This window comes from Vogesella indigofera, assembly GCF_003633895.1.
Classification (GTDB): Bacteria; Pseudomonadota; Gammaproteobacteria; order Burkholderiales; family Chromobacteriaceae; genus Vogesella; species Vogesella indigofera.
Genome location: NZ_RBID01000014.1, coordinates 232,343 through 257,707, shown reverse-complemented (window position 1 = coordinate 257,707; position 25,365 = coordinate 232,343). Strand labels below are relative to the sequence as shown.

At 66.7% G+C, this 25,365-nt stretch carries 25 protein-coding genes; 7 read left to right on the top strand and 18 right to left on the bottom strand.

The genetic code is table 11. The features are described from left to right. Positions 1–42: 42 nt before the first annotated feature. From C8E02_RS09415 to queA, 8 genes are all read right to left on the bottom strand, one after another. Positions 43–396, bottom strand: a complete 354-nt coding sequence (locus C8E02_RS09415) for a carboxymuconolactone decarboxylase family protein (protein ID WP_120810559.1) — start codon at positions 394–396, stop codon at positions 43–45. Positions 397–532: 136 nt separating this feature from the next. Beyond that, a complete protein-coding gene (ubiB, locus tag C8E02_RS09410; protein ID WP_120810558.1) occupies positions 533–2,059 on the bottom strand; it encodes a ubiquinone biosynthesis regulatory protein kinase UbiB in 1,527 nt (508 codons plus the stop codon). An 11-nt stretch (positions 2,060–2,070) separates the two neighbouring features. Further along, positions 2,071–2,655 carry a ubiquinone biosynthesis accessory factor UbiJ gene (locus C8E02_RS09405; RefSeq protein WP_245961113.1) on the bottom strand — a complete coding sequence of 195 codons (585 nt, stop codon included), beginning with the start codon at positions 2,653–2,655 and terminating at the stop codon, positions 2,071–2,073. Beyond that, positions 2,655–2,981: a DMT family transporter gene (locus C8E02_RS09400; RefSeq protein WP_047966830.1), complete on the bottom strand. Its 327-nt coding sequence runs from the start codon at positions 2,979–2,981 to the stop codon at positions 2,655–2,657. Before C8E02_RS09400 ends, C8E02_RS09405 begins: the two co-directional genes overlap by 1 nt. Continuing rightward, positions 2,978–3,502 carry a M15 family metallopeptidase gene (locus tag C8E02_RS09395; protein WP_120810557.1) on the bottom strand — a complete coding sequence of 175 codons (525 nt, stop codon included), beginning with the start codon at positions 3,500–3,502 and terminating at the stop codon, positions 2,978–2,980. The genes C8E02_RS09400 and C8E02_RS09395 overlap by 4 nt, the downstream gene beginning before the upstream one ends. Then, entirely contained in the window at positions 3,502–4,236 is a 735-nt protein-coding gene (gene ubiE, locus C8E02_RS09390) for a bifunctional demethylmenaquinone methyltransferase/2-methoxy-6-polyprenyl-1,4-benzoquinol methylase UbiE (RefSeq protein WP_047966832.1), read from the bottom strand. The genes C8E02_RS09395 and ubiE overlap by 1 nt, the downstream gene beginning before the upstream one ends. A gap of 2 nt (positions 4,237–4,238) precedes the next feature. Next, the gene (locus tag C8E02_RS09385; protein ID WP_047966833.1) at positions 4,239–4,610 is read right to left on the bottom strand and encodes a gamma-butyrobetaine hydroxylase family protein; all 372 of its coding nucleotides are present in this window, start codon (positions 4,608–4,610) and stop codon (positions 4,239–4,241) included. 4 nt (positions 4,611–4,614) lie between these two features. Continuing rightward, on the bottom strand, positions 4,615–5,640 hold the full coding sequence (gene queA, locus C8E02_RS09380) for a tRNA preQ1(34) S-adenosylmethionine ribosyltransferase-isomerase QueA (protein WP_120810556.1): 1,026 nt from the start codon (positions 5,638–5,640) through the stop codon (positions 4,615–4,617). 278 nt (positions 5,641–5,918) lie between these two features. Here queA and aroQ point away from each other — a divergent pair, with 278 nt between their 5' ends. From aroQ to C8E02_RS09350, 6 genes are all read left to right on the top strand, one after another. After that, positions 5,919–6,368, top strand: a complete 450-nt coding sequence (gene aroQ, locus C8E02_RS09375; protein ID WP_047966835.1) for a type II 3-dehydroquinate dehydratase — start codon at positions 5,919–5,921, stop codon at positions 6,366–6,368. Positions 6,369–6,396: 28 nt separating this feature from the next. Next, a complete protein-coding gene (gene accB / locus C8E02_RS09370; protein ID WP_047966836.1) occupies positions 6,397–6,855 on the top strand; it encodes an acetyl-CoA carboxylase biotin carboxyl carrier protein in 459 nt (152 codons plus the stop codon). 151 nt (positions 6,856–7,006) lie between these two features. Continuing rightward, positions 7,007–8,362 (top strand): acetyl-CoA carboxylase biotin carboxylase subunit, encoded by a 1,356-nt coding sequence (gene accC, locus C8E02_RS09365; RefSeq protein WP_120810555.1) that lies wholly within the window; start codon positions 7,007–7,009, stop codon positions 8,360–8,362. 4 nt (positions 8,363–8,366) lie between these two features. Next, the gene (gene prmA / locus C8E02_RS09360; RefSeq protein ID WP_120810554.1) at positions 8,367–9,257 is read left to right on the top strand and encodes a 50S ribosomal protein L11 methyltransferase; all 891 of its coding nucleotides are present in this window, start codon (positions 8,367–8,369) and stop codon (positions 9,255–9,257) included. 3 nt (positions 9,258–9,260) lie between these two features. Next, complete coding sequence (locus C8E02_RS09355) at positions 9,261–10,460, top strand: DUF3426 domain-containing protein (protein WP_120810553.1); 1,200 nt, start codon at positions 9,261–9,263, stop codon at positions 10,458–10,460. Between the two features lie 132 nt (positions 10,461–10,592). Beyond that, complete coding sequence (locus C8E02_RS09350; protein ID WP_120810552.1) at positions 10,593–11,126, top strand: redoxin family protein; 534 nt, start codon at positions 10,593–10,595, stop codon at positions 11,124–11,126. 74 nt (positions 11,127–11,200) lie between these two features. Here C8E02_RS09350 and C8E02_RS09345 read toward each other — a convergent pair whose 3' ends face one another. The 7 genes from C8E02_RS09345 to hemE all read right to left on the bottom strand — a co-directional run bounded on the left by C8E02_RS09345 (position 11,201) and on the right by hemE (position 18,497). Then, a complete protein-coding gene (locus tag C8E02_RS09345) occupies positions 11,201–12,202 on the bottom strand; it encodes an NAD(P)H-dependent glycerol-3-phosphate dehydrogenase (protein ID WP_047966841.1) in 1,002 nt (333 codons plus the stop codon). A gap of 8 nt (positions 12,203–12,210) precedes the next feature. Then, complete coding sequence (locus C8E02_RS09340) at positions 12,211–12,591, bottom strand: SH3 domain-containing protein (protein WP_238377293.1); 381 nt, start codon at positions 12,589–12,591, stop codon at positions 12,211–12,213. A gap of 68 nt (positions 12,592–12,659) precedes the next feature. Continuing rightward, positions 12,660–13,112 (bottom strand): protein-export chaperone SecB, encoded by a 453-nt coding sequence (secB, locus tag C8E02_RS09335; protein ID WP_047966843.1) that lies wholly within the window; start codon positions 13,110–13,112, stop codon positions 12,660–12,662. 84 nt (positions 13,113–13,196) lie between these two features. Then, complete coding sequence (gene grxC / locus C8E02_RS09330) at positions 13,197–13,454, bottom strand: glutaredoxin 3 (protein ID WP_047966844.1); 258 nt, start codon at positions 13,452–13,454, stop codon at positions 13,197–13,199. Between the two features lie 64 nt (positions 13,455–13,518). Next, a complete protein-coding gene (gene dacB, locus C8E02_RS09325; protein WP_245961112.1) occupies positions 13,519–14,898 on the bottom strand; it encodes a D-alanyl-D-alanine carboxypeptidase/D-alanyl-D-alanine endopeptidase in 1,380 nt (459 codons plus the stop codon). Beyond that, on the bottom strand, positions 14,899–17,073 hold the full coding sequence (locus tag C8E02_RS09320; protein ID WP_211329209.1) for a primosomal protein N': 2,175 nt from the start codon (positions 17,071–17,073) through the stop codon (positions 14,899–14,901). 359 nt (positions 17,074–17,432) lie between these two features. Next, complete coding sequence (gene hemE, locus C8E02_RS09315) at positions 17,433–18,497, bottom strand: uroporphyrinogen decarboxylase (protein WP_047966846.1); 1,065 nt, start codon at positions 18,495–18,497, stop codon at positions 17,433–17,435. Between the two features lie 188 nt (positions 18,498–18,685). On the opposite strand from hemE, the gene C8E02_RS09310 reads away from it, so the two are divergent. Then, on the top strand, positions 18,686–19,504 hold the full coding sequence (locus tag C8E02_RS09310) for a mechanosensitive ion channel family protein (protein WP_120810549.1): 819 nt from the start codon (positions 18,686–18,688) through the stop codon (positions 19,502–19,504). An 81-nt stretch (positions 19,505–19,585) separates the two neighbouring features. On the opposite strand, the gene C8E02_RS09305 is transcribed toward C8E02_RS09310, so the two are convergent. The 3 genes from C8E02_RS09305 to mltA form a co-directional block, all read right to left on the bottom strand. Further along, positions 19,586–22,708, bottom strand: a complete 3,123-nt coding sequence (locus C8E02_RS09305; RefSeq protein ID WP_120810548.1) for an efflux RND transporter permease subunit — start codon at positions 22,706–22,708, stop codon at positions 19,586–19,588. Between the two features lie 15 nt (positions 22,709–22,723). Next, a complete protein-coding gene (locus C8E02_RS09300; protein WP_120810547.1) occupies positions 22,724–23,833 on the bottom strand; it encodes an efflux RND transporter periplasmic adaptor subunit in 1,110 nt (369 codons plus the stop codon). A gap of 179 nt (positions 23,834–24,012) precedes the next feature. Next, positions 24,013–25,275, bottom strand: coding sequence for a murein transglycosylase A (gene mltA / locus C8E02_RS09295; RefSeq protein WP_120810546.1), 1,263 nt, complete (start codon positions 25,273–25,275; stop codon positions 24,013–24,015). Positions 25,276–25,365: the final 90 nt, after the last annotated feature.

Here is a 25,365-nt window from a genome sequence, read left to right as displayed (position 1 = left end):
GTCCGCAAGCTTGGCCGCAAGCCAGCCTGCCAGCCCTTTTCCCTAGGCAGCGCGTTCGCCGCCGAAGCTCTCGTAGGCCAGCAGCGCCTCCGCCGCCGTCATCAGCGACGGCCCGCCGCCCATGTACACCGCCACCTGCAGCATCTCCATGAATTCCGCGCGCGTGCAGCCCAGCTCCACCAGCGCCTTGCCGTGAAAGGCGAGGCAGCCCTGGCAACGGCCGGCGATGCCGATGGCCAGCGCGATCAGCTCCTTGGTCTTGTTGTCCAGCGCGCCATCGCTGTGCGCGCTTTTGCTCATCTGGCCGAAGCCACGCATGGTGTCCGGCATTTCCTTGCGGAATTCGGCCAGCTTGGCCGACAGCGCGGCGGTCAGCTCCTGATAGTTGTGACTCATACTTGCCCTCTCACGATTAAATAATTTACGTTATATATTTTTATATATTTAATTCGCAAGGTCAAGCCTGCGGCCAACGTTGGCCGCAAAAAAGCCGCCCGTGGGCGGCTTGCCATATAGAACGGGACGGAACGCGTTACAGCCAGTCGCGCAGCAGCAGTGCAGCGAGCAGCAGCGCGATCAGCTTCAGCAGGAAGTTCTGCGTTTTCTGCTCGCGCATCAGCTGGATGTAGCCCTGCACCACCAACTCCGTGCTCTTGCCGGACAGCACCTCGTTCAGCTTGCGCGGGATCGCCGGCAGCGTGGTCGCCCACTCCGGCGCCTCGTGCTTCAGCGTGCGCAGCAGGCCGCGCCAGCCGATCTGCTCGTTCATCCACTTGGTGAGGAACGGTTTGGCGGTATCCCACAGATCAAGATCGGGATCGAGCTGGCGACCGAGGCCCTCGATGTTGAGCAGCGTCTTCTGCAGCAGCACCAGCTGCGGCTGGATCTCGACGTTGAAACGGCGGCTGGTCTCGAACAGGCGCAGCAGCACCAGGCCGAAGGAGATCTGCGACAAGGGCTTGTTGAAGATCGGCTCGCACACCGTGCGCACCGCCGCTTCCAGCTCCTCGGCGCGGGTATCTTTCGGCACCCAGCCGGATTCGATGTGCGCGGTGGCGACACGGTGGTAGTCGCGGTTGAAGAAGGCGAGAAAGTTCACCGCCAGGTAGTGCTTGTCGGATTCGGTGAGGCTGCCGACGATGCCGAAATCGAGCGCGATGTAGCGGCCGTCGGCGGCGACGAAGATATTGCCAGGATGCATATCGGCGTGGAAGAAGCCGTGGCGGAACACCTGGGTGAAGAAGATCTCGACGCCGAAGCGGCTGAGTTTTTTCAGGTCGACACCGGCCTCGCGCAGGCGCTCGATCTGCCCTACCGGAATGCCGTCCATCCACTCCAGCGTCAGCACCTCGCGTGCCGAGTAGTCGTAGAACACCTCCGGCACCAGCAGCATGTCAGAACCGGTGAAATTGCGGCGCAGCTGGCTGGCGTTGCCGGCCTCGTGCATCAGGTCCAGCTCGTCGTGCAGGTGGCGGTCGAATTCGGCCACCACTTCCAGCGGCTTCAACCGTTTGCCGTCCGGCAGGAAGCGCTCCACCAGCCGCGCAAGTGTCCGCATCAGTGCCAGGTCCTGCTCGATCACCGGCAGGATGCCCGGACGCAGCACCTTCACCGCCACCGCTCGTCCCGGCTTGCCATCCGTTCCGTGCAGCCGCGCGCGGTGCACCTGCGCCACCGAGGCACTGGCCACCGGCACGTCGTCGAACTCGGCGTACAGCTGCGCCACCGGTCGCCCCAGATTGCGGGCTATCACCTGGTGCGAGATGGCACCGTCGAAAGGCTGCACATTGTCCTGCAGGTGGGCCAGCGCGTCGGCGTACGCCTCCGGCAGCAGGTCGCGGCGGGTGGACAGCACCTGGCCGAACTTGACGAAGATCGGCCCCAGCGCTTCCAGCGCCAGCCGCACCCGCTGCGGCAACGGTGCGGACAGGTCGCGCGGCAGCGGCGTCAGCTGGCACAGGCGGTGGATAAAACCGACGCGCGCGCGGCCGGCAAAGAATTCGTCGAGACCGAAACGGTAAAAGGTGGCAACGATTTTGCTAAAACGGGCAATGCGCATGATGAGGGAGGTCAGTTCCGGTTGCTGGCTTGCGCCAGGGCTTCGAGATGGGCGAGGCGTTTTTCCAGCCGCTCGGCGTCGTCGCGCAGGGTATCCACCGCGCGCACGAACTGCTCGACGCCGTCCTTGCGCGCCAGCAGCGGGCTTTCCTCGCGCAGGTGCTCCAGCCAGTTGTCCAGCAGACGGCCGCCGATCTCGCCCTTGATGCCGAACAGGCCGCGGGCAAAGCCCTGCAGCCGCTGCGCGGCGATGTCGCCGACCACGCGCGACAGGTCTTCGGTGGCGTCCCACTTCAGCTGGCGCACGATGCGGCCAACGTTGGCCGCCAGTTCGGTATCGCCTTCCAGCAGCACGTCGGCCAGATCCGGCGCGCGGCCGGACAGCTGCGCCAGCGCCACGCCGTGTTTCAGGCGCAGCGTGGCTTCGGCGCCGCCCTCGCACACCGCCAGCCAGCCCTCCTCGGTGACCACGCCGTGCACGTCCAGCGGCGGCAGCACGATGCCGATGCGGCGCCCGGCGAACTGCGCCAGCTCGGCACGCTGCGCCGGATGCTGGTTCAGCAGATGATTGAAAGCCGCCACGCGGATACGCATCATTAATGTCCTTTGCCCGACAAACTCAACAAGATGGTGCCGATCATGATCGCCAGCAGCCCGGCGATACGCAGCGGCGACAGGCTCTCGCCGAACAGCAGCACGCCCACCGTCGCCACCACCGCGATGCCGACCCCGCACCAGATCGCGTACACCACGCCGAGATCAAGCCTGAGCAGCACTTGCGACAGCAGCCAGAACGAGGCGATGTAGCCGAGCACCACCAGCAGCGACGGCAGCGGTTTGGTGAAACCGGCGGCCAGCTTCAGCGAGCTGGTGGCGATCACCTCGGTGCCGATCGCCAGCGCCAGCATCAGCCACGGATTCATGCCGTCACCTGCTGGTAGCACCAGTGCCACGGTTCGTACAGATAGCCGCAGGCGTTGTCGCGCGGGAAGCTCAGCACGAAGCCGAAGCGGGCGGCGTTGGCCTGCAGCCAGGCGAAGGCCGGCGTCTGCTCGAATGCTTCTTCCAGCGCCGGCGAATCCGGGGTACCGATATCGACGGCGCGGCCGGTGTGGTGCTCGCTGAAGCCGGGCGCGGCGCTGACCTGCAGGATGGCGTCCAGGCTCTGACCACGCGCCAGCTTGGCGGCGACGATCTCGTGCTGGCGCGCGATACTGCGATAGGCCGACACCAGCTGCAATGTCACCCCGTCCGCGGCAGCGGCGTCGCGCATTGCCTGCCACGCGCCGGCGGCGGCCGGTGTCAGTTCGAACTCGCGGCCGCTGGCATTGCGCTCCGCCACCACCAGCGTGTCCGCCTCGGCGAACGGCGTCAGGCCGCGTGCGGCCAACGTTTGCACGTCGATGCCGAGGGTGGCGTTGAGCGCGGCCAGCTCGTCCGGCATCAGAACTTGACGCCCTTGTGCAGCGCGACCACGCCGCCGGTCATGTTGTGGTAGTCGACGCGGCCGAAACCGGCGTCCAGCATCATCTGCTTCAGTGTTTCCTGGTCCGGGTGCATGCGGATCGATTCGGCCAGATACTGGTAGCTGTCGGCATCGCCGGCCACCAGTTTGCCCATCACCGGCAGCGCCTTGAAGGAGTAGAAGTCGTAGAACGGCGACAGCGGCTTCCACACCTTGGAGAATTCCAGCACGAACAGCTTGCCGCCCGGCTTCAGCACGCGGCACATCTCCTTCAGTGCCGCGTCCTTGTGCGTCATGTTGCGCAGGCCGAAGGCCACCGACACCGCGTTGAAGTAGTTGTCGGGGAAGGGCAGCTTCTCGGCGTCGGCCAGCGACACAGGCAGGATCATGCCCTCGTCCAGCAGCCGGTCGCGGCCAACGGTCAGCATCGAGCTGTTGATGTCGGTCAGCCACACTTCGCCGCTCTTGCCGACGCGCTTGGCCCAGCCGCGGGCGAGGTCGCCGGTACCGCCGGCGATGTCCAGCACCTTGTCACCGGCGCGCACGCCGGAGGTGGTCAGCGTGAAGTGCTTCCACACCCGGTGCAGGCCACCGGACATCAGGTCGTTCATCACGTCGTACTTCTGTGCCACCGAGTGGAACACCTCGGCGACCTTGTCCGCCTTTTCGCTCTCGTCGACGGTCTTGAAACCAAAGTGCGTCTGCTTGTCCATGTTTACTCCCTGAGCGCGCCGGCAGCGGCGAGCCGATTCAGATAATCCTGCCAGTACTGGTCGTGCTTGACGCCCAGCTCATATAAGTAGGCCCAGCTATACAGCCCGCTGTCGTGGCCGTCGTCAAAGGTGATCTTCAACGCGTAGTGGCCGACCGGCTCCAGCGCGGTGATGCCGACGTGCATCTTGCCGGTCTGCAGCGTTTCGTTGCCGACACCGTGGCCGCGCACTTCCGCCGACGGCGAATAGACGCGCAGGTACTCGGCCGGCAGCTGGAAGCTGGCACCGTCGTCGAAGCTGATCTCCAGCTTTTTCGACACGCTGTGCAGCTTGATCTCCACCGGGCGGGCGCTGTCCGGGCTCAGTCCGCTCATGGCATCACTCCTTGCGGGTTAGCAGCATGGCATCGCCATAGCTGAAGAAACGGTATTCCTGCGCCACCGCGTGGGCATAGGCGGCGCGCATTTCCTCGTAACCGGCAAACGCCGACACCAGCATCAGCAGCGTCGACTTCGGCAGGTGGAAATTGGTCAGCAGTTTGTCCACCACGTTGAAACGGTAGCCGGGGGTGATGAAGATGTCGGTCTCGCCGCGACCGGCGCGCAACACGCCGTCCGGCCGTGCCGCCGACTCCAGTGCGCGCATGCTGGTGGTGCCCACCGCCAGCACCTTGCGGCCAACCTTGTGCGCCGCGTCGATGGCGTCCACCGTCGCCTGCGGGATGTCGTAGATCTCGCTGTGCATCTTGTGCTCAGCGATGTTCTCCACCCGCACCGGCTGGAAGGTGCCGGCGCCGACGTGCAGCGTCACGCTGCACAGGATCACGCCCTTGTCGCGCAGCGTCTGCAGCATGGCGTCGGTGAAGTGCAGGCCGGCGGTCGGCGCCGCCACCGCGCCCTTCTCCCGTGCGTACACCGTCTGGTAGCGCTCGTCGTCGTCGCCGTCGGTGTCGCGCTCGATATAAGGAGGCAGCGGCAGCTTGCCGGAGGCATCGAGGATGTCGAACACGTTGGCCGCATCCAGAAAGCGCAGCTTGAACAGCTCGCCGGCGCGCTCGACCATCTCCGCCTGCCAGCGGCCGGCAAACACCAGCCGCGTGCCCGGTTTCGGCGACTTGCTGGCGCGCACGTGCGCCAGCACCTCGTGCTCGTTCAGCACCCGCTCCACCAGCGCCTCGATCTTGCCGCCGCTGGCCTTCTCGCCAAACAGGCGCGCCTTGATCACGCGGGTATCGTTGAAGACCAGCACGTCGCCGGCGTCGAGGGCGTGGGCGATGGCGGCAAAGTGATCATCCTGCAACACCCGCCCGTTGACGCGCAGCAGACGGCTGCCGCCGCGTTCGGCCGGCGGATGCTGGGCAATCAGGTGTTCGGGCAGGTGGTAATCGAAATCGGAAACAAGCATGACAGGCATCTTCAAGGAAACCGGCGGATTATACCTTTCGAGCGCGTTTGCCGCACAGCGTTCCGCCGGTGGCATCACTTGCCCCAGATCAAGTCATCGCCGGCGACAAGGCGGCAAGCTGCCGTGTCGCGGGAACCGGCGCTGGGGTTTTTACTCCAAACCACCACAATTTTCCGCCACCGCAAAAAGCAAACGCGCGTTTGAAATACTGCAAATACTGGACATCGTGCTGACAATTGCGGCAAACTCGCGCCCATATCAAAACCGAGACTGCTACCTTGACCCGAAAAATCCTTGTGCTGCACGGCCCCAATCTGAATCTCCTCGGACTGCGCGAGCCACAGCATTATGGCCGGGACACACTGGACGACATCAACCGTCGTCTGCAGGAACAGGCCGCTGCGGCCGGTATTGAACTGGATTCGCTGCAAAGCAACGCCGAGTCCGTACTGATCGACCGCATCCACGCCTGTCTCGGTGACGGCACCGATCTGGTCATCATCAATCCGGCTGCATTCACCCATACCAGCGTCGCCCTGCGCGATGCCCTGGCCGGTGTCAAGGTACCGTTCATCGAAGTTCACCTGTCGAACGTCCACGCCCGCGAAGCCTTCCGCCACCATTCCTATTTCTCGGATCTGGCGATCGGCGTCATTTGCGGTCTGGGCGCCCACGGCTACGAGCTGGCCCTGGCCCACGCGATCAAGCGTCTGGCACAGCCGGCATAAACACCCGAATACCTAAAGAAGGAAAACCATGGACCTGCGCAAACTGAAAAAGCTGATTGATCTGGTCGAAGAGTCCGGCATTGCCGAACTGGAAGTGACCGAAGGCGAAGAAAAAGTCCGCATTACCCGCGTTTCCCCGAACAGCACCGTGCACTACGCACAGCCGATGACCATGCAGGTACCGCAGCACGCCGCGCCAGCCGCCGCGCCGGCCGCCGCCGAAGCACCGGCCGTGGTATCGGTGGCCAACAACCCCGGCACCGTCAAGTCGCCGATGGTGGGTACCTTCTACCGTCGCCCTAGCCCGCAATCGACCCCGTTCGTTGAAGTTGGCCAGCAGGTCAATGTCGGCGACACGCTGTGCATCATCGAAGCGATGAAGCTGATGAACGAGATCGAGGCCGAGCGCGCCGGCGTGGTGAAAGCCATCCTGATCGAAGAAGGCCAGCCGGTCGAGTTCGGCGAGCCGATGTTCATCATCGAATAAGCAGCCTGCCGCACGACATGCTGAACACAGGGCACGCCAGTCTGGTCAGTGCCCTTGTTGTTTGACGCACCGTTTACGGGAAAAACCCCAGCCTGCGCACGGCGCCCGGTCCAGATCGCACACCGGCGCGCGCCCTGCAGTGGAGAAATACATGTTTGAAAAGATCCTGATTGCAAACCGCGGCGAAATCGCCCTGCGCATCCAGCGCGCCTGCCGCGAAATGGGCATCAAGACCGTGGTGGTGCACTCCGAGGCCGACCGCGAAGCCAAATACGTGAAGCTGGCCGACGAATCGGTCTGCATCGGCCCGGCCTCCTCGACCCTCAGCTACCTGAACGTACCGGCGCTGATCGCCGCTGCCGAAGTCACCGACGCGCAGGCGATCCACCCCGGCTACGGCTTCCTGTCGGAAAACGCCGACTTTGCCGAACGCGTCGAGCAGTCCGGCTTCGTGTTCATCGGCCCGCGCTCGGAAACCATCCGCCTGATGGGCGACAAGGTGTCCGCCAAGCAGGCGATGATCGAAGCCGGCGTGCCGACGGTGCCCGGCGTCGCCGGTGCGCTGCCGGATGATCCGGCCGAAATCACCAAGATCGCCCGCAAGATCGGCTTCCCGGTCATCATCAAGGCCTCCGGTGGTGGTGGCGGTCGCGGCATGCGCGTGGTGCACACCGAAGCCGCGCTGATCAACTCGGTGAACATGACCCGTACCGAAGCCGGTGCTGCCTTCGGCAACCCGACCGTGTACATGGAAAAGTTCCTGGAGCAGCCGCGCCACATCGAGATCCAGGTACTGTCCGACCAGCACGGCAACGCCGTACATCTGGGCGAGCGCGACTGCTCGATGCAGCGCCGTCACCAGAAGATCATCGAAGAAGCGCCGGCACCGGGCATCACCGCCGAGCAGCGCAAGCGCATCGGCGAAGCCTGCGCCGACGCCTGCCGCCGCATCGGCTACCGCGGTGCCGGTACCTTTGAATTCCTGTACGAAAACGGCGAGTTCTACTTCATCGAGATGAACACCCGCGTGCAGGTGGAGCATCCGGTATCGGAGCTGATCACCGGCATCGACATCGTGCAGGAACAGATCCGCATCGCCGCCGGCCTGCCGCTGCGTTTCAAGCAGAAGGACATCCACTTCCGTGGCCACGCCATGGAATGCCGCATCAACGCCGAAGACCCGTTCACCTTCGTGCCGTCGCCAGGCAAGATCGAGAGCTACCATCCGGCCGGCGGCCCGGGCATCCGCATCGATTCGCACATCTACCAGGGCTATACCGTGCCGTCGCATTACGATTCGATGGTGGGTAAACTGATTGCCTACGGCGATACCCGCGATCAGGCGATGGCGCGCATGCGCGTCGCGCTGTCGGAAATGGCCATCACCGGCATCAAAACCAATATCCCGCTGCACCAGGAACTGTTCCTCGATGCCGCCTTCCAGAAAGGCAGCACCAGCATTCACTATCTGGAAGAACGTCTGGCGCAGTTGAAGAAAGGCAGTTAATTCTATGGCATGGCTGCAAGCCACCATTCAAGCTGACTCGGCGGTAGCCGAGCGCTTCGCCGACGTCCTGATGGAGGTCGGCGCCCTGTCCGCCACCATCGAGGACGCCCTGGCCGGCACCGCCGAAGAGCAGCCGATTTTCGGCGAACCGGGCGAACCGGTTGACCAGATGTGGCAACACAGCCTGATCAACTGCCTGTTTGCCGAGGACGCCGACGTCGCCGCCATGGTCGCCATGGCCGCACTCAAATGTGGCCTGCCGCTGCCGCAGTACGAGCTTGGCCGCGTCGAGGAACAGGACTGGGTACGCCTGACGCAAAGCCAGTTCGACCCGATCCGCATCTCGTCGCGACTGTGGATCACTCCGACCTGGCACCAGTCGCCGGATCCGGCGGCGATCAACCTGCAGCTGGACCCGGGCCTCGCCTTCGGTACCGGCAGCCACCCGACCACCCGCCTGTGCCTGCAGTGGCTGGATGAACAGATCAAGGGCGGCGAAACGGTGCTCGACTACGGCTGCGGCTCCGGCATCCTCGCCATTGCCGCGCTGAAGCTGGGCGCTGGCGCCACCCGCGGCATCGACATCGATGCCCAGGCGGTGCGCGCCAGCATCGACAACGCCGCGCAGAATGACGTCAGCGCCGACTTCGGCCTGCCCGACAGCCTGCTGCCGGGCGAGTACGATGTCGTGGTCGCCAACATTCTGGCCAATCCGCTGCGTCTGCTCGGCGGCCTGCTGGCCGGCCATGTGCGTGCCGGTGGCCGCATCGTGCTGTCCGGCATCCTGCAGGAACAGGCCGAAGAACTGGCGGCGATCTACAGCCAATGGTTCGACATGGACGCGCCAGTGTTCGACGACGGCTGGACCCGCCTTTCCGGCGTGAAACGCGGCTAAACCATGAGCTACACCACACAGTGCCCCGCCTGCCAGACCCGCTTCAAGGTCTCCGATGCCCACCTCGCCCTTGCTGCCGGCATGGTGCGCTGCGGGCGCTGTAGCCATGTCTTCCACGCGCCCAGCCATTTCGAGCAAGCGCCGACAGTCGCCGAGGCGCCGCTGGTCATCAGCACCCCGGCCAACGCGGCCAACACCCGTGCCGAAGCCGCGGCCGACGACGACTTCGAGCTGGAGCTGCCGGACTTTCATCCGGAACGGGATGCGGCCAACCTTGCCGCCAGCGCCGAGCCGCGCGCGGCAGCGGTAAGCGCACCCGACGAGACGGCACTGGATCTGCCAGACTTCGACCTGCTGCCGGAGCCGGAGCAGCCGCTGTCGTGGCAGGACCTGGATACCCCGCCCCGGCAAGACGACACCCCGCCCGCCGAGCCGCAGCAGGACATCGCCGCCTTCCAGCGCGCGCTGGCCGAAGCGCTGCAGACTCCGGCCAGTCGTGCCAGCGAGCCGGTGGCACTGATCGACGAACCGCCGGCACCCACAACGCCGGCACCCAACCGTCAGCAAAGGTTGGCCGCACAGTACGACACAGAGCACACGGACAGCCCGCTGCCACCGATTTCTGCCGCCGACCTGGACGACGACGCGCCGGCGCCAGCCGCCAGCAACCACGACGCAGAAACAGAAGAAAGCGACACCGCAAGAAGCACCGGCGACGGCAGCTGGCTGCGCGCCACCGCCTTCGGCCTGCTCGGCGTCATCGGCGTGCTGCTGCTGCTGTTGCAGCTGGCCTTCATCAACCGTACCGCGGTCAGCGCCGAGCTGCCGGAACTGCGCCCCGCCTTCGAGTCGCTGTGCCAGTCGCTCGGCTGCGAGGTGCCGCTGCCGACCCAGCGCCAGCTGATCCGCACCGAGTGGTCCGAGCTGTCGTTCGTGCCGCAGCACGAGCACCTGATCCAGCTGGACGCCACGCTGAAGAACCTGGCCCCCTATCCACAGGCCTTCCCGCTGATGGAGGTGTCGCTGAAGGATGGCGAGGACCGCGTGTTGATCCGCAAGACGCTGAAACCGGAACAGTACCTGTCCGCCGACGACCTCAAGCTGGGCCGCTTCAACGCCAGCAGCGAGCTGAAGATCGTCACCCGCATGGAAGTTCGCGACGCCAAGGCGCTGGGCTACAGCCTGCACTTCTACTACCCCTGATATCGCCTGGCACTAAAGCCGGTGCCTGCAGCCATCACGCTGCCGGTCACCGGCTTTTTTCATAAGCTCACCGCCCCGCGCTTGCTTTTCGCATGTTCTGTTCCACCATGAAGAAACAACCAGGAGCAGACCATGACCCACACCCATTTCCGCTATGCCGACGAATGGCTGGCGGTAGAAGGCCGTTTCCCGCAGGCGGGCGAGACCCTGCCCAGCTTCATGCTGGTCGACGAGCAGCTGCGCGACGTGTCGCTGGAGCGTTTTCTCGGCCACGACAAGCTGGTGGTGACCCTGCTGTCGCTGGACGCGCCCAAGGCCGGGCTGGCGCTGCTGCAGGAATTGCGCCGCCAGCTGGAGCCGTGGCCGCAGCTACAGCTGATCGTGATCACCGTCGACTCACCGTTCAGCCTCGCCCGCGCGCGCCAGGCGCACGGCCTGCCCTATGCGGTGCTGCTCTCCACCCTGCGCGGGCGCGATTTCCACAAGCACTTCGGCGTGTTGATCCAGGATGTGCCGCTGGCCGGCATGACCTGCCCGGCGCTGTGGCTGGTGGATGGCGACGACCACATCGGCTACGCGCAGCGGCTACGCCACGAAGACGACGACTTCGACTTCGCCGAGCTGCGACAGAAGCTGGTGGAACGCTTCTCCACCCTGCCGCGCTAGAGGACAAGCCAGACGTGAAAACCGGCAGCGCCAGGCTGCGGGTGAGGATGCGGCGCTTGCTGCGTAGCAAAGGTTTAGGCGCCCGGCGCGTGAAACTCCGGCTTGGGCGAGCGTCCGAGCAGGCGCTCCACCACGTGCTGTGGCGTGGCCTGGTGATAGAGCAGCTCGCACACCGCGGCGGTGATCGGCATGTCCACCTGCAGCCGCTCCGCCATCTTCAGCACCTCGCGCGCGGTCGGCACCCCTTCGGCGACGTGGCCCAGCTCGGCGAGGATGGTGTCCAGCGACTTGCCCTCCGCCAGCTTGAGGCCGACCTGGCGGTTGCGCGACAGCGCGCCGGTGCAGGTCAGCAGCAGGTCGCCGACGCCGGACAGGCCCATCATGCTCTGCTGGCTGCCCCCCAGCGCCACTGCCAGGCGGGTGATTTCGGCGAGGCCGCGGGTAATCAGCGCCGCGCGCGCGTTCATGCCGAAGCCGAGGCCGTCGGCGACGCCGGTGGCGATCGCCATCACGTTTTTCACCGCACCGCCGACTTCCACACCCACCAGATCGTCATTGGCGTAGATGCGCAGCAGCGGGCTGTGCAATTCGCGCGCGTAGTCGCGGGCAAAAGCATAGTTTTCCGACGCCAGCGTTACCGCCGCCGGCAGGCCCTGCGCCACCTCGCGGGCAAAGCTCGGGCCGGACAGCACGCCGACGCTCTTGAGATGGGGAAATTCCTCGGCCACCACCTGGTGCGGCAGCAGGCTGGAGCCGGCCTCGAAGCCCTTGCACGCCCACAGCAGCGGCGCATCCACCTTCAGCCGCGCGAGCTCGCGCAAGGTTGGCCGCAAGCCGGCGATCGGCGTCACCACCAGTACCAGATCGACCCCGACCACCGCCTCGGACAGGTCGGCGGACAGGTGCAGATCGGCCGGGAACGGACACTCCGGCAGGTAGCGCCGGTTCAGGCGCGTGGCCTGCATGTCGATCATCTGCTCGGCATTGCGGCCCCACAGCGTGACATGATGCTGGCGGCAGAATGCAAAGGCCAGCGCCGTGCCCCAGGCACCGGCACCAAGTACGGCTATTTTCATCGTGTTCCTTACAGCCCCCACAGGCCGGCAATGCGGGCATAACCCACGGTATTGTCGCGATGACGTACCTTGACCCAGCCACTTTGCGGCGGCTCCAGCAGCTCCAGCGCCAGATCCTTGCCGGCCTGGTACAGTACGGCCGCGCTTTCCGCCGGCGCAGCACGCACCGGCAGCTGCTCGGCGGTGACCAGCAGCATCTGCCGCGTCGACAGCGCCGCCGCCGGAATCCAGGCGATGCCGCCGGTGGCGTCACGCACCCGTGCCCAGTCCTTCTGCGTCACCAGCACTTCCACCGGGTAGTAGCGGCTGACCACGAACAGTTTCTTGGCGGCAAGGTTGGGCGCCTCGTACAGCGCGACGCCGGTTTCCTTGACCGAACGGAATTCCAATGCAAAAACCGTACTGGCCAGCAGGGCCAGTACGGCTGCAAACACAATGCGAGTCGGTTTCATCGCGATCAGGCTGTACCGGCTTCGGCCTGGGCGGCGCGTTGCTGCATGTACAGGGCTTCGAAGTTGATCGGTGCCAGCAGTACCGGCGGGAAACCGGCGCGGCCAACCAGGCTGGATACGGTTTCGCGGGCGTACGGGAACAGGATGTTCGGGCAGGCCACGCCGAGGATCGGGTCGATGTCTTCAGCAGGAATATTCTGGATCTGGAAGATACCGGCCTGTGCCACTTCGCACAGGAACATGGTTTTTTCCGGCAGCTTGGCGGTGACGGTCACGGTCAGCGACACTTCGAAGAAGCCGTCTTCCAGCTGGCGGCCTTCGGAAGCCAGCTGCATGTCGATTTCCGGCTGTTCCTGCTCCAGGAAGATGGCGGGTGCGTTCGGGATTTCCAGCGACAGGTCTTTGACGTAGATTTTTTCGATGGAGAATACCGGTTGCAGCTCTTGTTGTTCGCTCATGGTGTTGGATCTCGGTAGCGCCGTCAGGCGCGGGGTTGGAATCAAGTGCGGATCATCGCACGAAAATGATGACAGCTGCGCGCGTCAACCTGCCAGCAGCACATCCAGCTTGCCGGCCGAATGCAGCGCCACCAGGTCGTCACAGCCGCCGACGTGCACGTCGCCGATGAAGATCTGCGGCACGGTACGGCGCCCGGTCAGCGACATCATGGTGTCGCGCGCCTGCGGGTCAAGGTCGATGCGGACTTCTTCAATGTCGGTCACGCCATTCTGGGCCAGCACCTGCTTGGCACGAATGCAGTACGGGCAATAGGCCGAGGTGTACATGGTAACGGGTTTCATGGTGACGGCCTTAAGCTAAAACAAACAGTGATTATAAGGCCAGTTACCGCGCCCAAGGCAAGGCTCAGGGCTGCCGTTGCAGCTGCGCCGCGTAACGCTCGACCACATCGCCGACCAGCGCATCCAGCGCACCCTGCAACTGCGCCGCCCGCGCGGAATTGAGCAGCGCCACGATCGCCAGCCGCTGCCCGGACGGCGCCTGCCAGTAGCCGGCCAGCGCGCGGGTGTCACCGAGGGTGCCGGTCTTCAGCCGCAGCCGTGGCCCCAGCTCGGCAAAGCGGCGACGCAGGGTGCCGTCCTCGCTGGCCAGCGGCAGGCTGGCGATGAATTCGGCCGCGTACGGCCCGCGCGCGGCATCGAGCAGGATCGCGCCCAGCTGGCGCGCGCTGATGCGCTCGCGCCGCGACAGGCCGGCACCGTTTTCCAGCTGCAGCGGCTCGGCGGCGATGCCGCGCTCCAGCAGCAGCGAGCGCACCGCCAGCTGCGCGTCGGCCACGGTGTCGCCGCTGTGCGGGTTTTCCGCGCCCAGCGTCAGCCACACACTGCGCGCCATGGTGTTGTTGCTGTACTTGTTGATGTCGTTCAGCGCCTGCGGCAGCGGCTCGGAATCCAGGCGCACCAGCTGGCGCGCGTCGGGCGGGGTATCGCCCTGCGCGACGCCGCGCGGCCCCTCGCCGCCCAGCGTCTGCCAGATGGCGGCGAAGCTCTGTCCGGCATAGCCGTCGTTATCCAGCACGTTGACGTAGCTGGCCGCGCCGTCACAGGCCGGCGGCAGCTTGCCGCTGACGCGGATGCTGCTGCCGCTGACGCTGACCTCCGCGTGCTCGCGCACGTCACCGCAGCTGGCGGTGCTGCCTGGCTGCAGGCGGTTGTCGAGGCGGAAGCCCGGCAGCGGCGGGTCCAGCACCACCTGCGGCCGGCCCTGCTCGTAGAAGTAGCGCAGCCACGCCACTTTCAGGTTGGACAGGTGGGTATCCGGCGGCACCGAGAACACGCGCTCGGCGTCGCCGTCGAAGCCGTCGGCGCTGCTGATGCGGCTGAAGGCGCGCTTGTCCAGCAGCAGCTGGCCGTCGATGCGCTGCACGCCGCGCAGGCGCAGCTGGCGCAGCAGCTCGGTCAGGCGTGCGGAATCGAAACGCGGATCGCCGCGGCCTATCCAGTACAGGTCGCCACGCAGCACGCCGTTTTCCAGCACGGCATTGCTTTTCAGCTCGCTGCGCCAGCGGTAGCCCGGCCCCAGCCGGTTCAGCGCCGCCCAGGCGGTGACCAGCTTCATGGTCGAGGCCGGGTTCATCGCGGCATCGGCACGGTGCTCGTCGAACACCGCGCGCCCTTCCACCGGCGCCGCCCACAGCGCCACCTCGTCGGCGCGCAAGGCGCCAAGGTTGGCCGCAAGCGCAAGCGGCGAAACGGCCAGCATGGCCATCAGCAAACGTCGTGTCACTCAGATCTCCTGCGGGTCGACATCCAGCGACCAGCGTAATTGGCGCGGCGCCTTGCGCGCCAGCGCATCCAGCTGAGGTAGCAGCGCGCGCAGCCAGGCGTGCAGCGCCGCCCGTTGCGGCGCCTCGAAGGTCAGCTGTGCCCGCTCGCGGCCGGCGAGGCGCGCCATCAGCGCCGGCGCCGGGCCGAACACGAACAGCGGCGGCGGCAGTTCGCCGCACAGCGCCAGCACCTGCTGCAGGAAGGCCTCGGCCTCGTGGTACTGCGGCGCGTCGGCACGCAGGATCACCTGGCTGGCCGCCGGCGGGAAGCCGGCCTCGCGCCGCTCCTGCAGCTGGCTGGCGGCAAAGCCGTCGAAATCGTGCCGCGTCAGCGCGAGATACAGCGGGTGCTCCGGCCAGTTGGTCTGCACGATGACGTCACCGGCCAGCTCGGCGCGGCCGGCGCGGCCGGACACCTGCAGCAGCTGCGCGAACAGGCGTTCGCTGGCGCGGTAATCGGCGGAATAGAGGCCGCCGTCGCTGCCCAGCACCACCACCAGCGACAGCGCGCCGAAGTCGTGGCCCTTGGCCAGCATCTGGGTGCCGAGCAGGATGTCCACCTCGCCGGCGTGCACGCGCTGGTACACCGCGTCCCACGCCGCCTTGTGGCTGGTGCTGTCGCGGTCGATGCGCAGGATGCGCGCCTCCGGCAACAGCCGGCGCAGCGCCTCTTCCAGCCGCTGCGTGCCCTCGCCCAGCGGCTGCACGTCGGGATTGCCGCAGGCCGGGCACTGCAGCGGCACCCGCTGCTGCGCACCGCAATGGTGGCAGCGCAGCTGGCGCGCCGACAGGTGCAGCACCATGCGCGCGCTGCAGTGCTTGCAGGCCGAGGTCCAGCCGCAGGCGGTGCAGGCCAGCACCGGCGAATAGCCGCGGCGGTTGATGAACAGCAGGCTCATCTCGCGCCGCGCCAGGCGCTGCTGCAGCGCGGCGATCACCGGTTCGGACAGGCCATCCACCAGCTTCAGGCGGCGGGTGTCGACCAGGCCGATGCGCGGCAGCCGCGCGCTGCCGTGCGCCCGCGCCGACAGCAGCAGCTTGCGGTAGCGGCCGGCCTCGACGTTGGCCACCGTTTCCAGGCTGGGGGTGGCGCTGCCCAGCAGCACCGGCACCTGCGCCTGGTTGGCGCGCCACACCGCCAGATCGCGCGCGTGGTAGCGAAGGCCGTCCTGCTGCTTGAACGAGCCGTCGTGCTCCTCGTCCACGATCAGCAACCCGGCGCGCGGCAGCGGCGTGAACACCGCCAGCCGGGTGCCGATCACGATGTCGGCGACGCCCTGCCAGGCGTCGACCCAGCCCTGCAGCCGCTCGCCATCGGACAGGCCGCTGTGCAGGCAGACGATGTGGCTGGCGGGAAAACGCTGCGCGAAGCGTTCGATCAGCTGCGGGGTGAGGTTGATCTCGGGAATGATCACCAGCGCCTGCTGTCCGGCAGCCAGCACGCGGGCGATCAGCTGCAGGTAGACCTCGGTCTTGCCGCTGCCGGTGATGCCGTGCAGCAGGAAGGCGCCGAAGCGGCCAAGGTTGGCCGCCACCGCGTCCAGCGCCGCCTGCTGCTCGTCGTTCAGCGTTAGCGCTGCGGCGATCTGCAAGGGCGGTGCCTGCCACGGCAGGATGTCGATATGGCCTGCGGCCAACCTTTGTTTGAGAAAAGCCGTCGCCTGCGGGTGCACGCGGCGCAGCGCGTCGCGCGATTGCGGCTGCTGCAGCGCCTGCCACAACTGGCGCTGTACTGTGCTGCGTGCGGATGGCTCGGCGTCAAGACCGGCGGCATTGAGGCGGTACGACTGGCGATCGGCCAGCGTCACCGCGCGCGGCTCGCGCAGCGCGGTGGGCAAGGCGGTGAACAGCGCCTGCCCCTGCGGATGCAGGTAGTAGCGCGCGGCAAAGCGCACTTGCTGCAGCAGCGTCTCCGGCAGCGGCGGCAGCTCGTCCAGCACCGCCAGGATAGGCTTGCAGCGCGCCTCGTCCAGCGCCTGCGGCGGCACGCTGTTGTCGACCACGCCGCACAATTCGCGATTGCCGAAGGCGACGCGGACGCGCTGGCCATTGGGCAGCGGCTGCGGATGCAGGTAGGTAAATGCACCACGCAAGGGCACATCGAGCCAGACACTGATGTGCTGCATTGCAGTCATGATTGGACGGACTCCCCGCTAATCCAGCACTGGCGCGGCTTGGCGCCAGCTGTGCACAGATACTGTGGATAACTTTGTGAACAACTGACGAGCCGGCTGGCAAAAAGCACGTCAATCGGGCATTCCATTAGATTGCACAAATTTTAATCTGAAATATTAAATTCAATAAAATCAGATGCTTATATAAATTTCATCTTTCTTTGGCAACAAGCCTTGACAGGCCGGAAAAATGCCCCGTTTTGGTGTGCATAAGTCGTGGAACAACTGCGGCGACAACTGTCAAGCCTTGCCGGCAAGCTTTGTTTATGCATCAAAAAAAGCCACCGCCGGCAGGCGGTGGCTGTGACCGGTTTGACGCGTCAGACGGCGTGGTACGGGCGCGACAGGCGGTGTACGGCGGCGACCAGTGCCTTGGCGTGTTCCGGGTCGGCAAACTGCGAAATGCCGTGACCGAGGTTGAACACGTGGCCGGAGCCGTGGCCGTACGCCGCCAGGATGCGGCCGGCTTCCTGCTCGATCGCCGCCGGGCTGCCGAACAGCGCGTTGGGGTCGAAGTTGCCCTGCAACGCCACCTGGTCGCCGACGCGCGCGCGCGCCTGGCCGATGTCGGTGGTCCAGTCCAGACCGACGCAGTCGGCGCCGATGGCGGCGATCTGTTCCAGCCACTGGCCGCCACCCTTGGTGAACACGATCACCGGCACGCGGCGGCCGTCGGCCTCGCGCTTGAGGCCGGCGATGATCTGCTGCATATAGGCCAGCGAGAATTCCTGGTACGCGGCGTGGCTCAGCGCGCCACCCCAGGTATCGAAGATCTGCACCGCCTGGGCGCCGGCATCGATCTGGGCGTTGAGGTAGGCGGTCACCGAGTCGGCGGTGATGCGCAGGATGTGGTGCAGCAGTTCCGGGCGGCCGTACAGCATCGCCTTGACGTGGCGGAAGTCGGCGGAGCCGGCGCCCTCGATCATGTAGCAGGCCAGCGTGAACGGGCTGCCGGAGAAGCCGATCAGCGGCACGCGACCGTCGAGCGCCTTGCGGATGCTGGATACCGCGTCGAACACGTACTGCAGCTTGTCCAGTGGCGCCACCTGCAGCGCCTTGATCGCCGCCTCGTCGCGCAGCGGACGGGCAAAACGCGGACCCTCGCCCTCGGCAAAGGACAGCCCCAGCCCCATCGCGTCCGGCACCGTCAGGATGTCGGAGAACAGGATGGCCGCGTCCAGCGGGAAGCGCTCCAGCGGCTGCAGCGTGACCTCGGTCGCGTAGTCCGGGCTGGTGCACAGGCCCATGAAGCTGCCGGCGCGGGCGCGGGTGGCGCGGTATTCCGGCAGGTAGCGGCCGGCCTGGCGCATCATCCAGATCGGGGTGTATTCAACCGGCTGCTTCAGCAGCGCGCGCAGGAAGGTATCGTTCTTGAGCTGGGTCATGTTGGCTATACGGGCAGAAAAAGGTTGGCCGCATTATACCCTGCGCCGGCGGCGCTGCCTTGACCTGACTGCGGCATCGCCCGATGTTTTTGCCCGCCGGCAGCGACAATTCATGCAAATGAACTTGTTGCCGGCAATGCCAGCTGCTTAACTGGATGCAGATCCCACCCGCCCGACAAGGAGTTGTCATGAATCAGATCGACCTTTCCCACTGGCAGCAGGTCGCCACGGATTATGCGTTCAATATCGGCGGCACGCTGCTGGCGGCGCTGGCCTTCTGGATCATCGGCCGCTGGCTGATCGGCCAGGTCGGCCGCCTGCTGCAGCGCACGCTGGAGCGGCAGCATGTCGACGCCACCATCATGCGTTACCTCGGCACCACCATCCACGTCACCCTCAACGTGATCCTGGTGGTCGGCATCCTCGGCTACTTCGGCATCCAGACCACCACCTTTGCCGCGCTGTTCGCCGCCGCCGGCGTCGCCATCGGCATGGCCTGGTCCGGGTTGCTGTCCAACTTTGCCGCCGGGGTGTTCCTGATCATGCTGCGGCCGATGAAGGTCGGCGATTTCGTCACCGCCGGCGGCGTGACCGGCACGGTGAAGGAGATCGGCCTGTTCACCACCGCCATCAACACGCCGGACAACGTGCTGACCATGGTCGGCAACGGCAAGATCATGGGCGACACGCTGCAGAACTTCAGCAGCAATCCCTACCGCCGCGTGGAGCTGAAGGCGCAGCTGGCCGGCAGCGCCGACCCCGCCGCCGCGATGGCGCTGCTGCGGCAGCGGCTGGCGGCCATCCCCAACGTGCTGGCGGAGCCGGCGGTCGAGGTGGCGATCCTGGAATTCAACTTGGTGGGGCCGGTGCTGGCGGTGCGGCCGTTCTGCCATAACGACCACTACTGGCAGGTGTACTTCGACAGCAACCAGCAGATCCGCGACGCACTGGGCGGCGAGGCGTTCCCGCCGCCGATGCCGGCGCAGGTGGTGTACGTCAAACAGTAAGGTTGGCCGCAACCGTTCTCAATGCCCAAGGCCGCTGCCGATAAACATCGGCAGCGGCCTTGGCCGTTCGTGCGCGGCGGCTCAGTGCGGCGAGGCCGCCGTCTGGCCGGTTAGCCGCGCCAACAGGCCGCGGATGCGGGTGCGCAGGCTGTCGAGGTAGGTGTACACCACCGGCAGCACGATCAGCGTCAGCACGGTGGAGGTGATCAGGCCGCCGATGATGGCGTGCGCCATCGGCCGCTGCGTCTCCGAGCCGGCGCCGCTGGCCAGTGCCAGCGGCAGCATGCCGAAGATCATCGCCAGGCTGGTCATCATGATCGGGCGCAGCCGCACGCGGCCGGCCTCGACGATGGCATCCAGCCGCGCCATGCCTTCCTTGCGGCTCTGGTTGATGAAGTCGACCAGCAGGATGCCGTTCTTCGCTGCCAGCCCCATCAGCATGATGATGCCGATCACCGAGAACATGTTGAGGGTGGAGCCGAACAGCCACAGCGCGGCGAACACGCCGACGAAGGCCAGCGGCAGCGCCATCATGATGGTCACCGGCAGCGTAAAGCTGCGGAACTGCGCGGCGAGAATGAGATAAATGAAGATCACCCCCATCGCCAGCGCCTGCACCGCGTAGTTCAGCGATTCCTGCATGCTCTTGCGCTCGCCCTCCTGCGACAGCATCACCCCGGCCGGCAGCCGCAGCTGTTTCAGCGCGGCGTCGACACCGGCAAACACCTCGCCGGCGCTGCGGCCGCTGATGTTGGCGGTGACGCTGATCTCGCGCATCAGGTCGGTGCGCTCGATCTGGCGCGGGCTGCTGCCCGGCTCGATGCGCGCCAGCTGCGCCAGCGGCACCATATTGGCCTCGCCGTTGTCGCGCCGCGTGCCGGGCACCATCAGCACCTCCAGCAGCGCCGCCTCGCGCCCCTCGCGCGGCAATTGCAGGCGCACATCGTAGTTTTCGCCATCCGGCGCCTCCCACGTCGTCACCGTGCTGCCGGCCAGCAGCACCGACAGCGTGTTGCCGACGCGGGTGAGATCCACGCCCAGCGAGGCGGCGGCGTCGCGGTCGAGGCGCACGTCCAGCGCCGGATCGGCGTCGGAAAAGCTGCTCTGCACGTCGCGCACGCCGTTGACGCGTGCAATCGCCGCCATCACCGCGTCGGTGGCCTGGCTCAGCGCCTGCAGGTCGCTGCCGCGGATGCCGATATTGACCGGCTTGCCGCCGGGGCCGTGCTGGCCCAGCTCCTGCACCGAATCCAGCTCGATGCCGGCCACCCGCTGCGCGCTGCTGCGCGCCGCCGCCATCAGCTGGAACAGGTCGCGCTGGCGCGACTGCTTGTCGCCGACATCGATGGTCAGCTGCGCCTCGTTGCGGCCGGCGCCGAAGCGACCGCCGCCGATCTTGCTGTCGACGGTGTTCACCTCCGGAATGCTGCGCAGCTGCGCCTCCACCTCGCGCGCCTTGGCGGCGGTGTACTCCAGCGTCGAGCCGGGCGCGGTCTTGAACGACAGGCGGAAATCGCCGTTGTCGGCACGCGGCAGGAATTCACCGCCGATCACCGGCACCAGCATGAAGCTGCCGACGGTCAGCGCCAGCGCCGTGGCCAGCACCGTCTTGCGGTGCGCCAGCGCCCAGCGGATCACCCGCACGTAGCCGTCGGCGAGGCGGTCGAGCGAGGCCTCGAACCAGTCCAGCGCGCGGCCGACCGGGCCCTTGTGGTGATCGCCGTGGCGGTGCGGGTCGTGCCACACCGAGGACAGCATCGGGTCCAGCGTGAACGACACGAACATCGAGATCAGCACCGCCACCGTCACCGCGAGGCCGAACTGGTGGAAGAACTTGCCGATGATGCCGCCCATGAAGCCGACCGGCAGGAACACCGCGACGATGGTCAGCGTGGTGGCCAGTACCGCGAGGCCGATCTCGTTGGTGCCGTCCAGCGCCGCCTGGTAGTGGCCCTTGCCCAGCGTGGCGTGGCGCACGATGTTCTCGCGCACCACGATGGCGTCGTCGATCAACAGGCCGATGGACAGCGACAGCGCCATCAGCGTCATCACGTTGAGGGTGAAGCCCAGCGCCTGCACCGCGAACAGGGTGCCCAGCAGCGCGATCGGCAGCGTCAGGCCGGTAATCACCGTGCTGCGCCAGCTGCCGAGGAACAAGAACACGATCAGCACCGTCAGCCCGGCGCCTTCCAGCAGCGTCTGCTGCACCCCGCTCAGCGACTTGCGCACCTCGTCCGACTTGTCGTAGGTGAGCTTGACCTCGCTGCCGGCCGGCATCAGCGGCCGCTGCTCGGCGATGATTGCCTTCACCGCATCGGCCACCGCCACCACGTTGGCGCCGCGCGCGGCACGCACGTCCAGCCCCACCGCCGGCTTGCCGTCGATCAGGCTGATGCTGTTCTTTTCTTCCTCGCTGTCGCGCACTTCGGCCACGTCCGCCAGGCGGATGGTGGCGCCCTGGCGCGTGGCGATGCCCAGCTCGCGGAAGTCGTCCACCGACTCAAGCTTGCCGGCGACGCGCACCGACAGCTCGTTACGCTGGCTGCTGACCTGGCCGGCCGGGAAATCACGGTTGGCCGCGGCGATGGCGTCGGCCACCTCGCTGACCGACAATCCCAGCGCCTCCAGCCGGTACGGCTGCAGCTCAATGCGGATCTCGCGCTTGCTGGCACCGACCAGTTTCACCTCGCCGACCCCGCTCACCGTCTGCAGCCGCTTCTTCAGCACATTGTCCAGCCAGTTGCTCAGCTCGCGCTGCGAACCGTCCTGCTGGCTGAAGGTGTACGACATCAGCGGCTCGTCGTTGGGGTTCATCTGCGAGATGGTCGGCGTGCTCACCTCGCGCCGCAGCCGGCCCTGCGCGGCGCCGACCTTGTCGCGCACCTCCTGCAGGCCGATGGCCGGATCGGTGGACAGCTCGAACTCCACCACCAGCGTGGCGACGCCCTCGGAGGAATAGGAGCGGATGTGCTTGACGCCGTTGATGGTGTTGACCGCCTCTTCCAGCGGGCGGGTGACCTCGCTCTCGATCACCTCCGGCGAGGCGCCGGGATAGGACGCCGACACCACCGCCACCGGGAAGCGGATATCGGGAAACTCCTCGACCGGCAGCTGCTTCCAGGCAAACAGGCCCAGCACCGTCAGCAGCAGCATCATCACGGCGGCCAGATAGGGGTTCTGCACGCTGACGCGGGTTAACCACATAGTGTCACCTTCTCCTTAGCGCGGCAGCGCCACGCGGTCGCCGGGTTTCAGCCCCAGCAGCGGCGCCGCCAGCAGCGTGCGGCCAAGCTCGATGCCGCGCACCGCCAGCACCCGTTCGCTGTCGTTGCGCAGCACGATGCTGACCGGCTGGCGGCGCAGGGTGTTGCCGTCCAGCAGCATCACCCACGGCTTGCTGCCGTCGGCATCGCGCACCGCCGCCTGCGGCAGGCGCACCGCGTCGCTGATTTCGCGCAGGATCACCTCGCCGGTGACGAACTGGCCGGCCTGCAGCCGGCCGGCGCGGTTGTCGACGCGCAGATAGGCATTGAAGGTGCGGCTGCCGGCATTGGCCACCGGGTTGATGCGCACCAGCTGCGCGGCAAACGGCTCGGTCGCGCCCTCGACGCGGAAGCGCGCGCGCTGGCCTGGCTGCAGCTGCGCCACCTGCCGCGCCGGGATGCTGGCGGTCGCCTCCAGCTGGCTGAGGTCGGCAATGGCGAACAGCTTCTGGTTGCGGCTGACCTGCTCGCCCGGCTGGATGCGGCGGGCGTAGACCACGCCGTCCATCGGCGAGTGCACCGCGGTATCGGCCAGGCTCTTGCGCGCGCGCGCCAGCTGGCTGCGGCGGGCGTTGACGTCGCCTTCGCGGATGCGGTATTCGCTGTCCACCTCGTCGAACGCCAGCTTGGAAATGAAGCCCTGCTGGTACAGCTCGCGCTGCTTGTCCAGCTTCAGCCGCGCCAGTCGCAGCCGTGCCTCGTCGTTGGCCAGCTGCGCCTGCTGTTCCACCAGTGCCTGCTGCAGCGTCTCGCCATCCAGCCGCGCCAAGAGCTGGCCGCGGCGCACGGTTTCGCCCTCGCGCACCAGCACCTCGCGCACGCTGGCGTCGATCTCGGCGGCGACCTCGATGCTGGTCAGCGCGTTGAGGGTGGCGGTAAATGGCAGGCTGGCGGCCACCGGCGCCAGCCGCGCCTGCAGCACGTCGCCGCGCGCCAGCTGGCGCAATGGCGCGGCGGCAGCAGCGGCACTGGCATCATGGCCGCTGGTGGCAGGTTGGCCGCAAGCGGCCAGCAACAGCACGCTGGCGGCAAGGCAGGCAGTTCGGAACAGGGTCGGACTGGTCATGGTGACAGGCTTTCTCAAATCTGGTGGCGGCGCAGAGCCAGCGCACGATCGGCGGTGGCGGCTCCCGGCACGGCGAGACGGCGCTGGCAGCGGCGTGCCTGTTTATCTGTCGACAAACGCCGCGGTCTCAGCCGTTTTCGCCGGCACTCGCGGGAGCGCGCGCGATCGTGAACACGCGCTCAGGGACGCGCTACCGGGGTCATGCCGCGCGGCAACAGCAGCCAGAACCTGCCCTGCTGCTTCATGCGGCCGGCGTACATGCCGGCCTCGGTGCCGAAGCCGAAAAAGAAATCGCCGCGCACCGCACCGCGGATGGCACCGCCGGTGTCCTGCGCGTGCATCAGCCGGGTCAGCGGCTTGGGGCTGCCGTCCAGCGGCCAGGTGGTGGCCAGGTACACCGGCGCCCCCAGCGGGATATAGCGCGGATCAACCGCCAGGCTGTGGCCGTCGGTCAGCGGCACGCCCAGCGCGCCGATCGGGCCGCCGCCGCTGCTGTTCAGGGTACGGAAGAACACGTAGCTCGGGTTGACGTCGAACAGCTCGCGCCGGCGCTGCGGGTTGGCTTCCAGCCAGCCCTTGATGCCCTGCATGCTGGCTTCGGCCAGCGTCAGCTGCTGCTGGTCGATCAGCCAGCGGCCGATGGACTTGTACGGGTGGCCGTTCTGCTCGGCGTAGGTCACGCGCAAGAAGCTGCCGTCTTCCAGCTGGATGCGGCCGGAGCCCTGCACCTGCAGGAAGAACAGCTCGGTTTCGTCCTCCACCCAGGCCAGCACCGGCGCGCTGCCTACGCCCTTGCCGGCGTTGATCTCGGCGCGGCTGTAGTACGGCAGCAGGCGGTTGCCGTCGAGGCGCCCTTTCAGGGTACGGGTGCGGCTGTCGATGACGAAATCGGCCAGCGTCACCAGCAGCTCGTCGGCGCCGGGCTGGGTCCTGCCCGCCACCACCTGCAGCCGGTTGCCGCCGCTACGGCGCGCCACCAGTTGCGTGGCCGCGCGCTGCTCGGCGCTGATGTCGAGCAGCAGCAGGTCCTGCGGCACGCCGTACACCGGGTATGGCGTCTGCGCGCTGCGCTGGCGGCTGCCAGTCAGCAAGGGCTCGTAGTAGCCGGTGATCAGGCCGCTGTCCTTGCCGGCGTCACTGACCTGCCACGGTACGAAGCGGCTCTCGTAAAAGCGGCGGATACCGTCAACGTTGGCCGCATCCAGCGTCGCGGCCTCGCTGCAGACCGCCTGCCACTGCGGGCGGCCAGCCAGCGGGCGGCAGCTTTCGCGCAGCGCCAGCAAGCTCTCGCTGGCCAGCGAGCTGTCCCATTGCGGCAGCTGGCTGAACGCGGCCGGCTGGTAGCGGATGCTATCGGCGGGCGACGACGTCGGCGGGGTGGAAACGGTGGAACAGGCGGCCAGCAACAGCAGGCTGCCGCACAGCAGTAAACGGTTCAGCATGGAAACAGGACTCTCGGAAAACCCGGAACAGGCATGGGCGGTAGAGCGGCACGGCACCGGAAAGTTCGGATGGTACTGGAACGGTGGCCG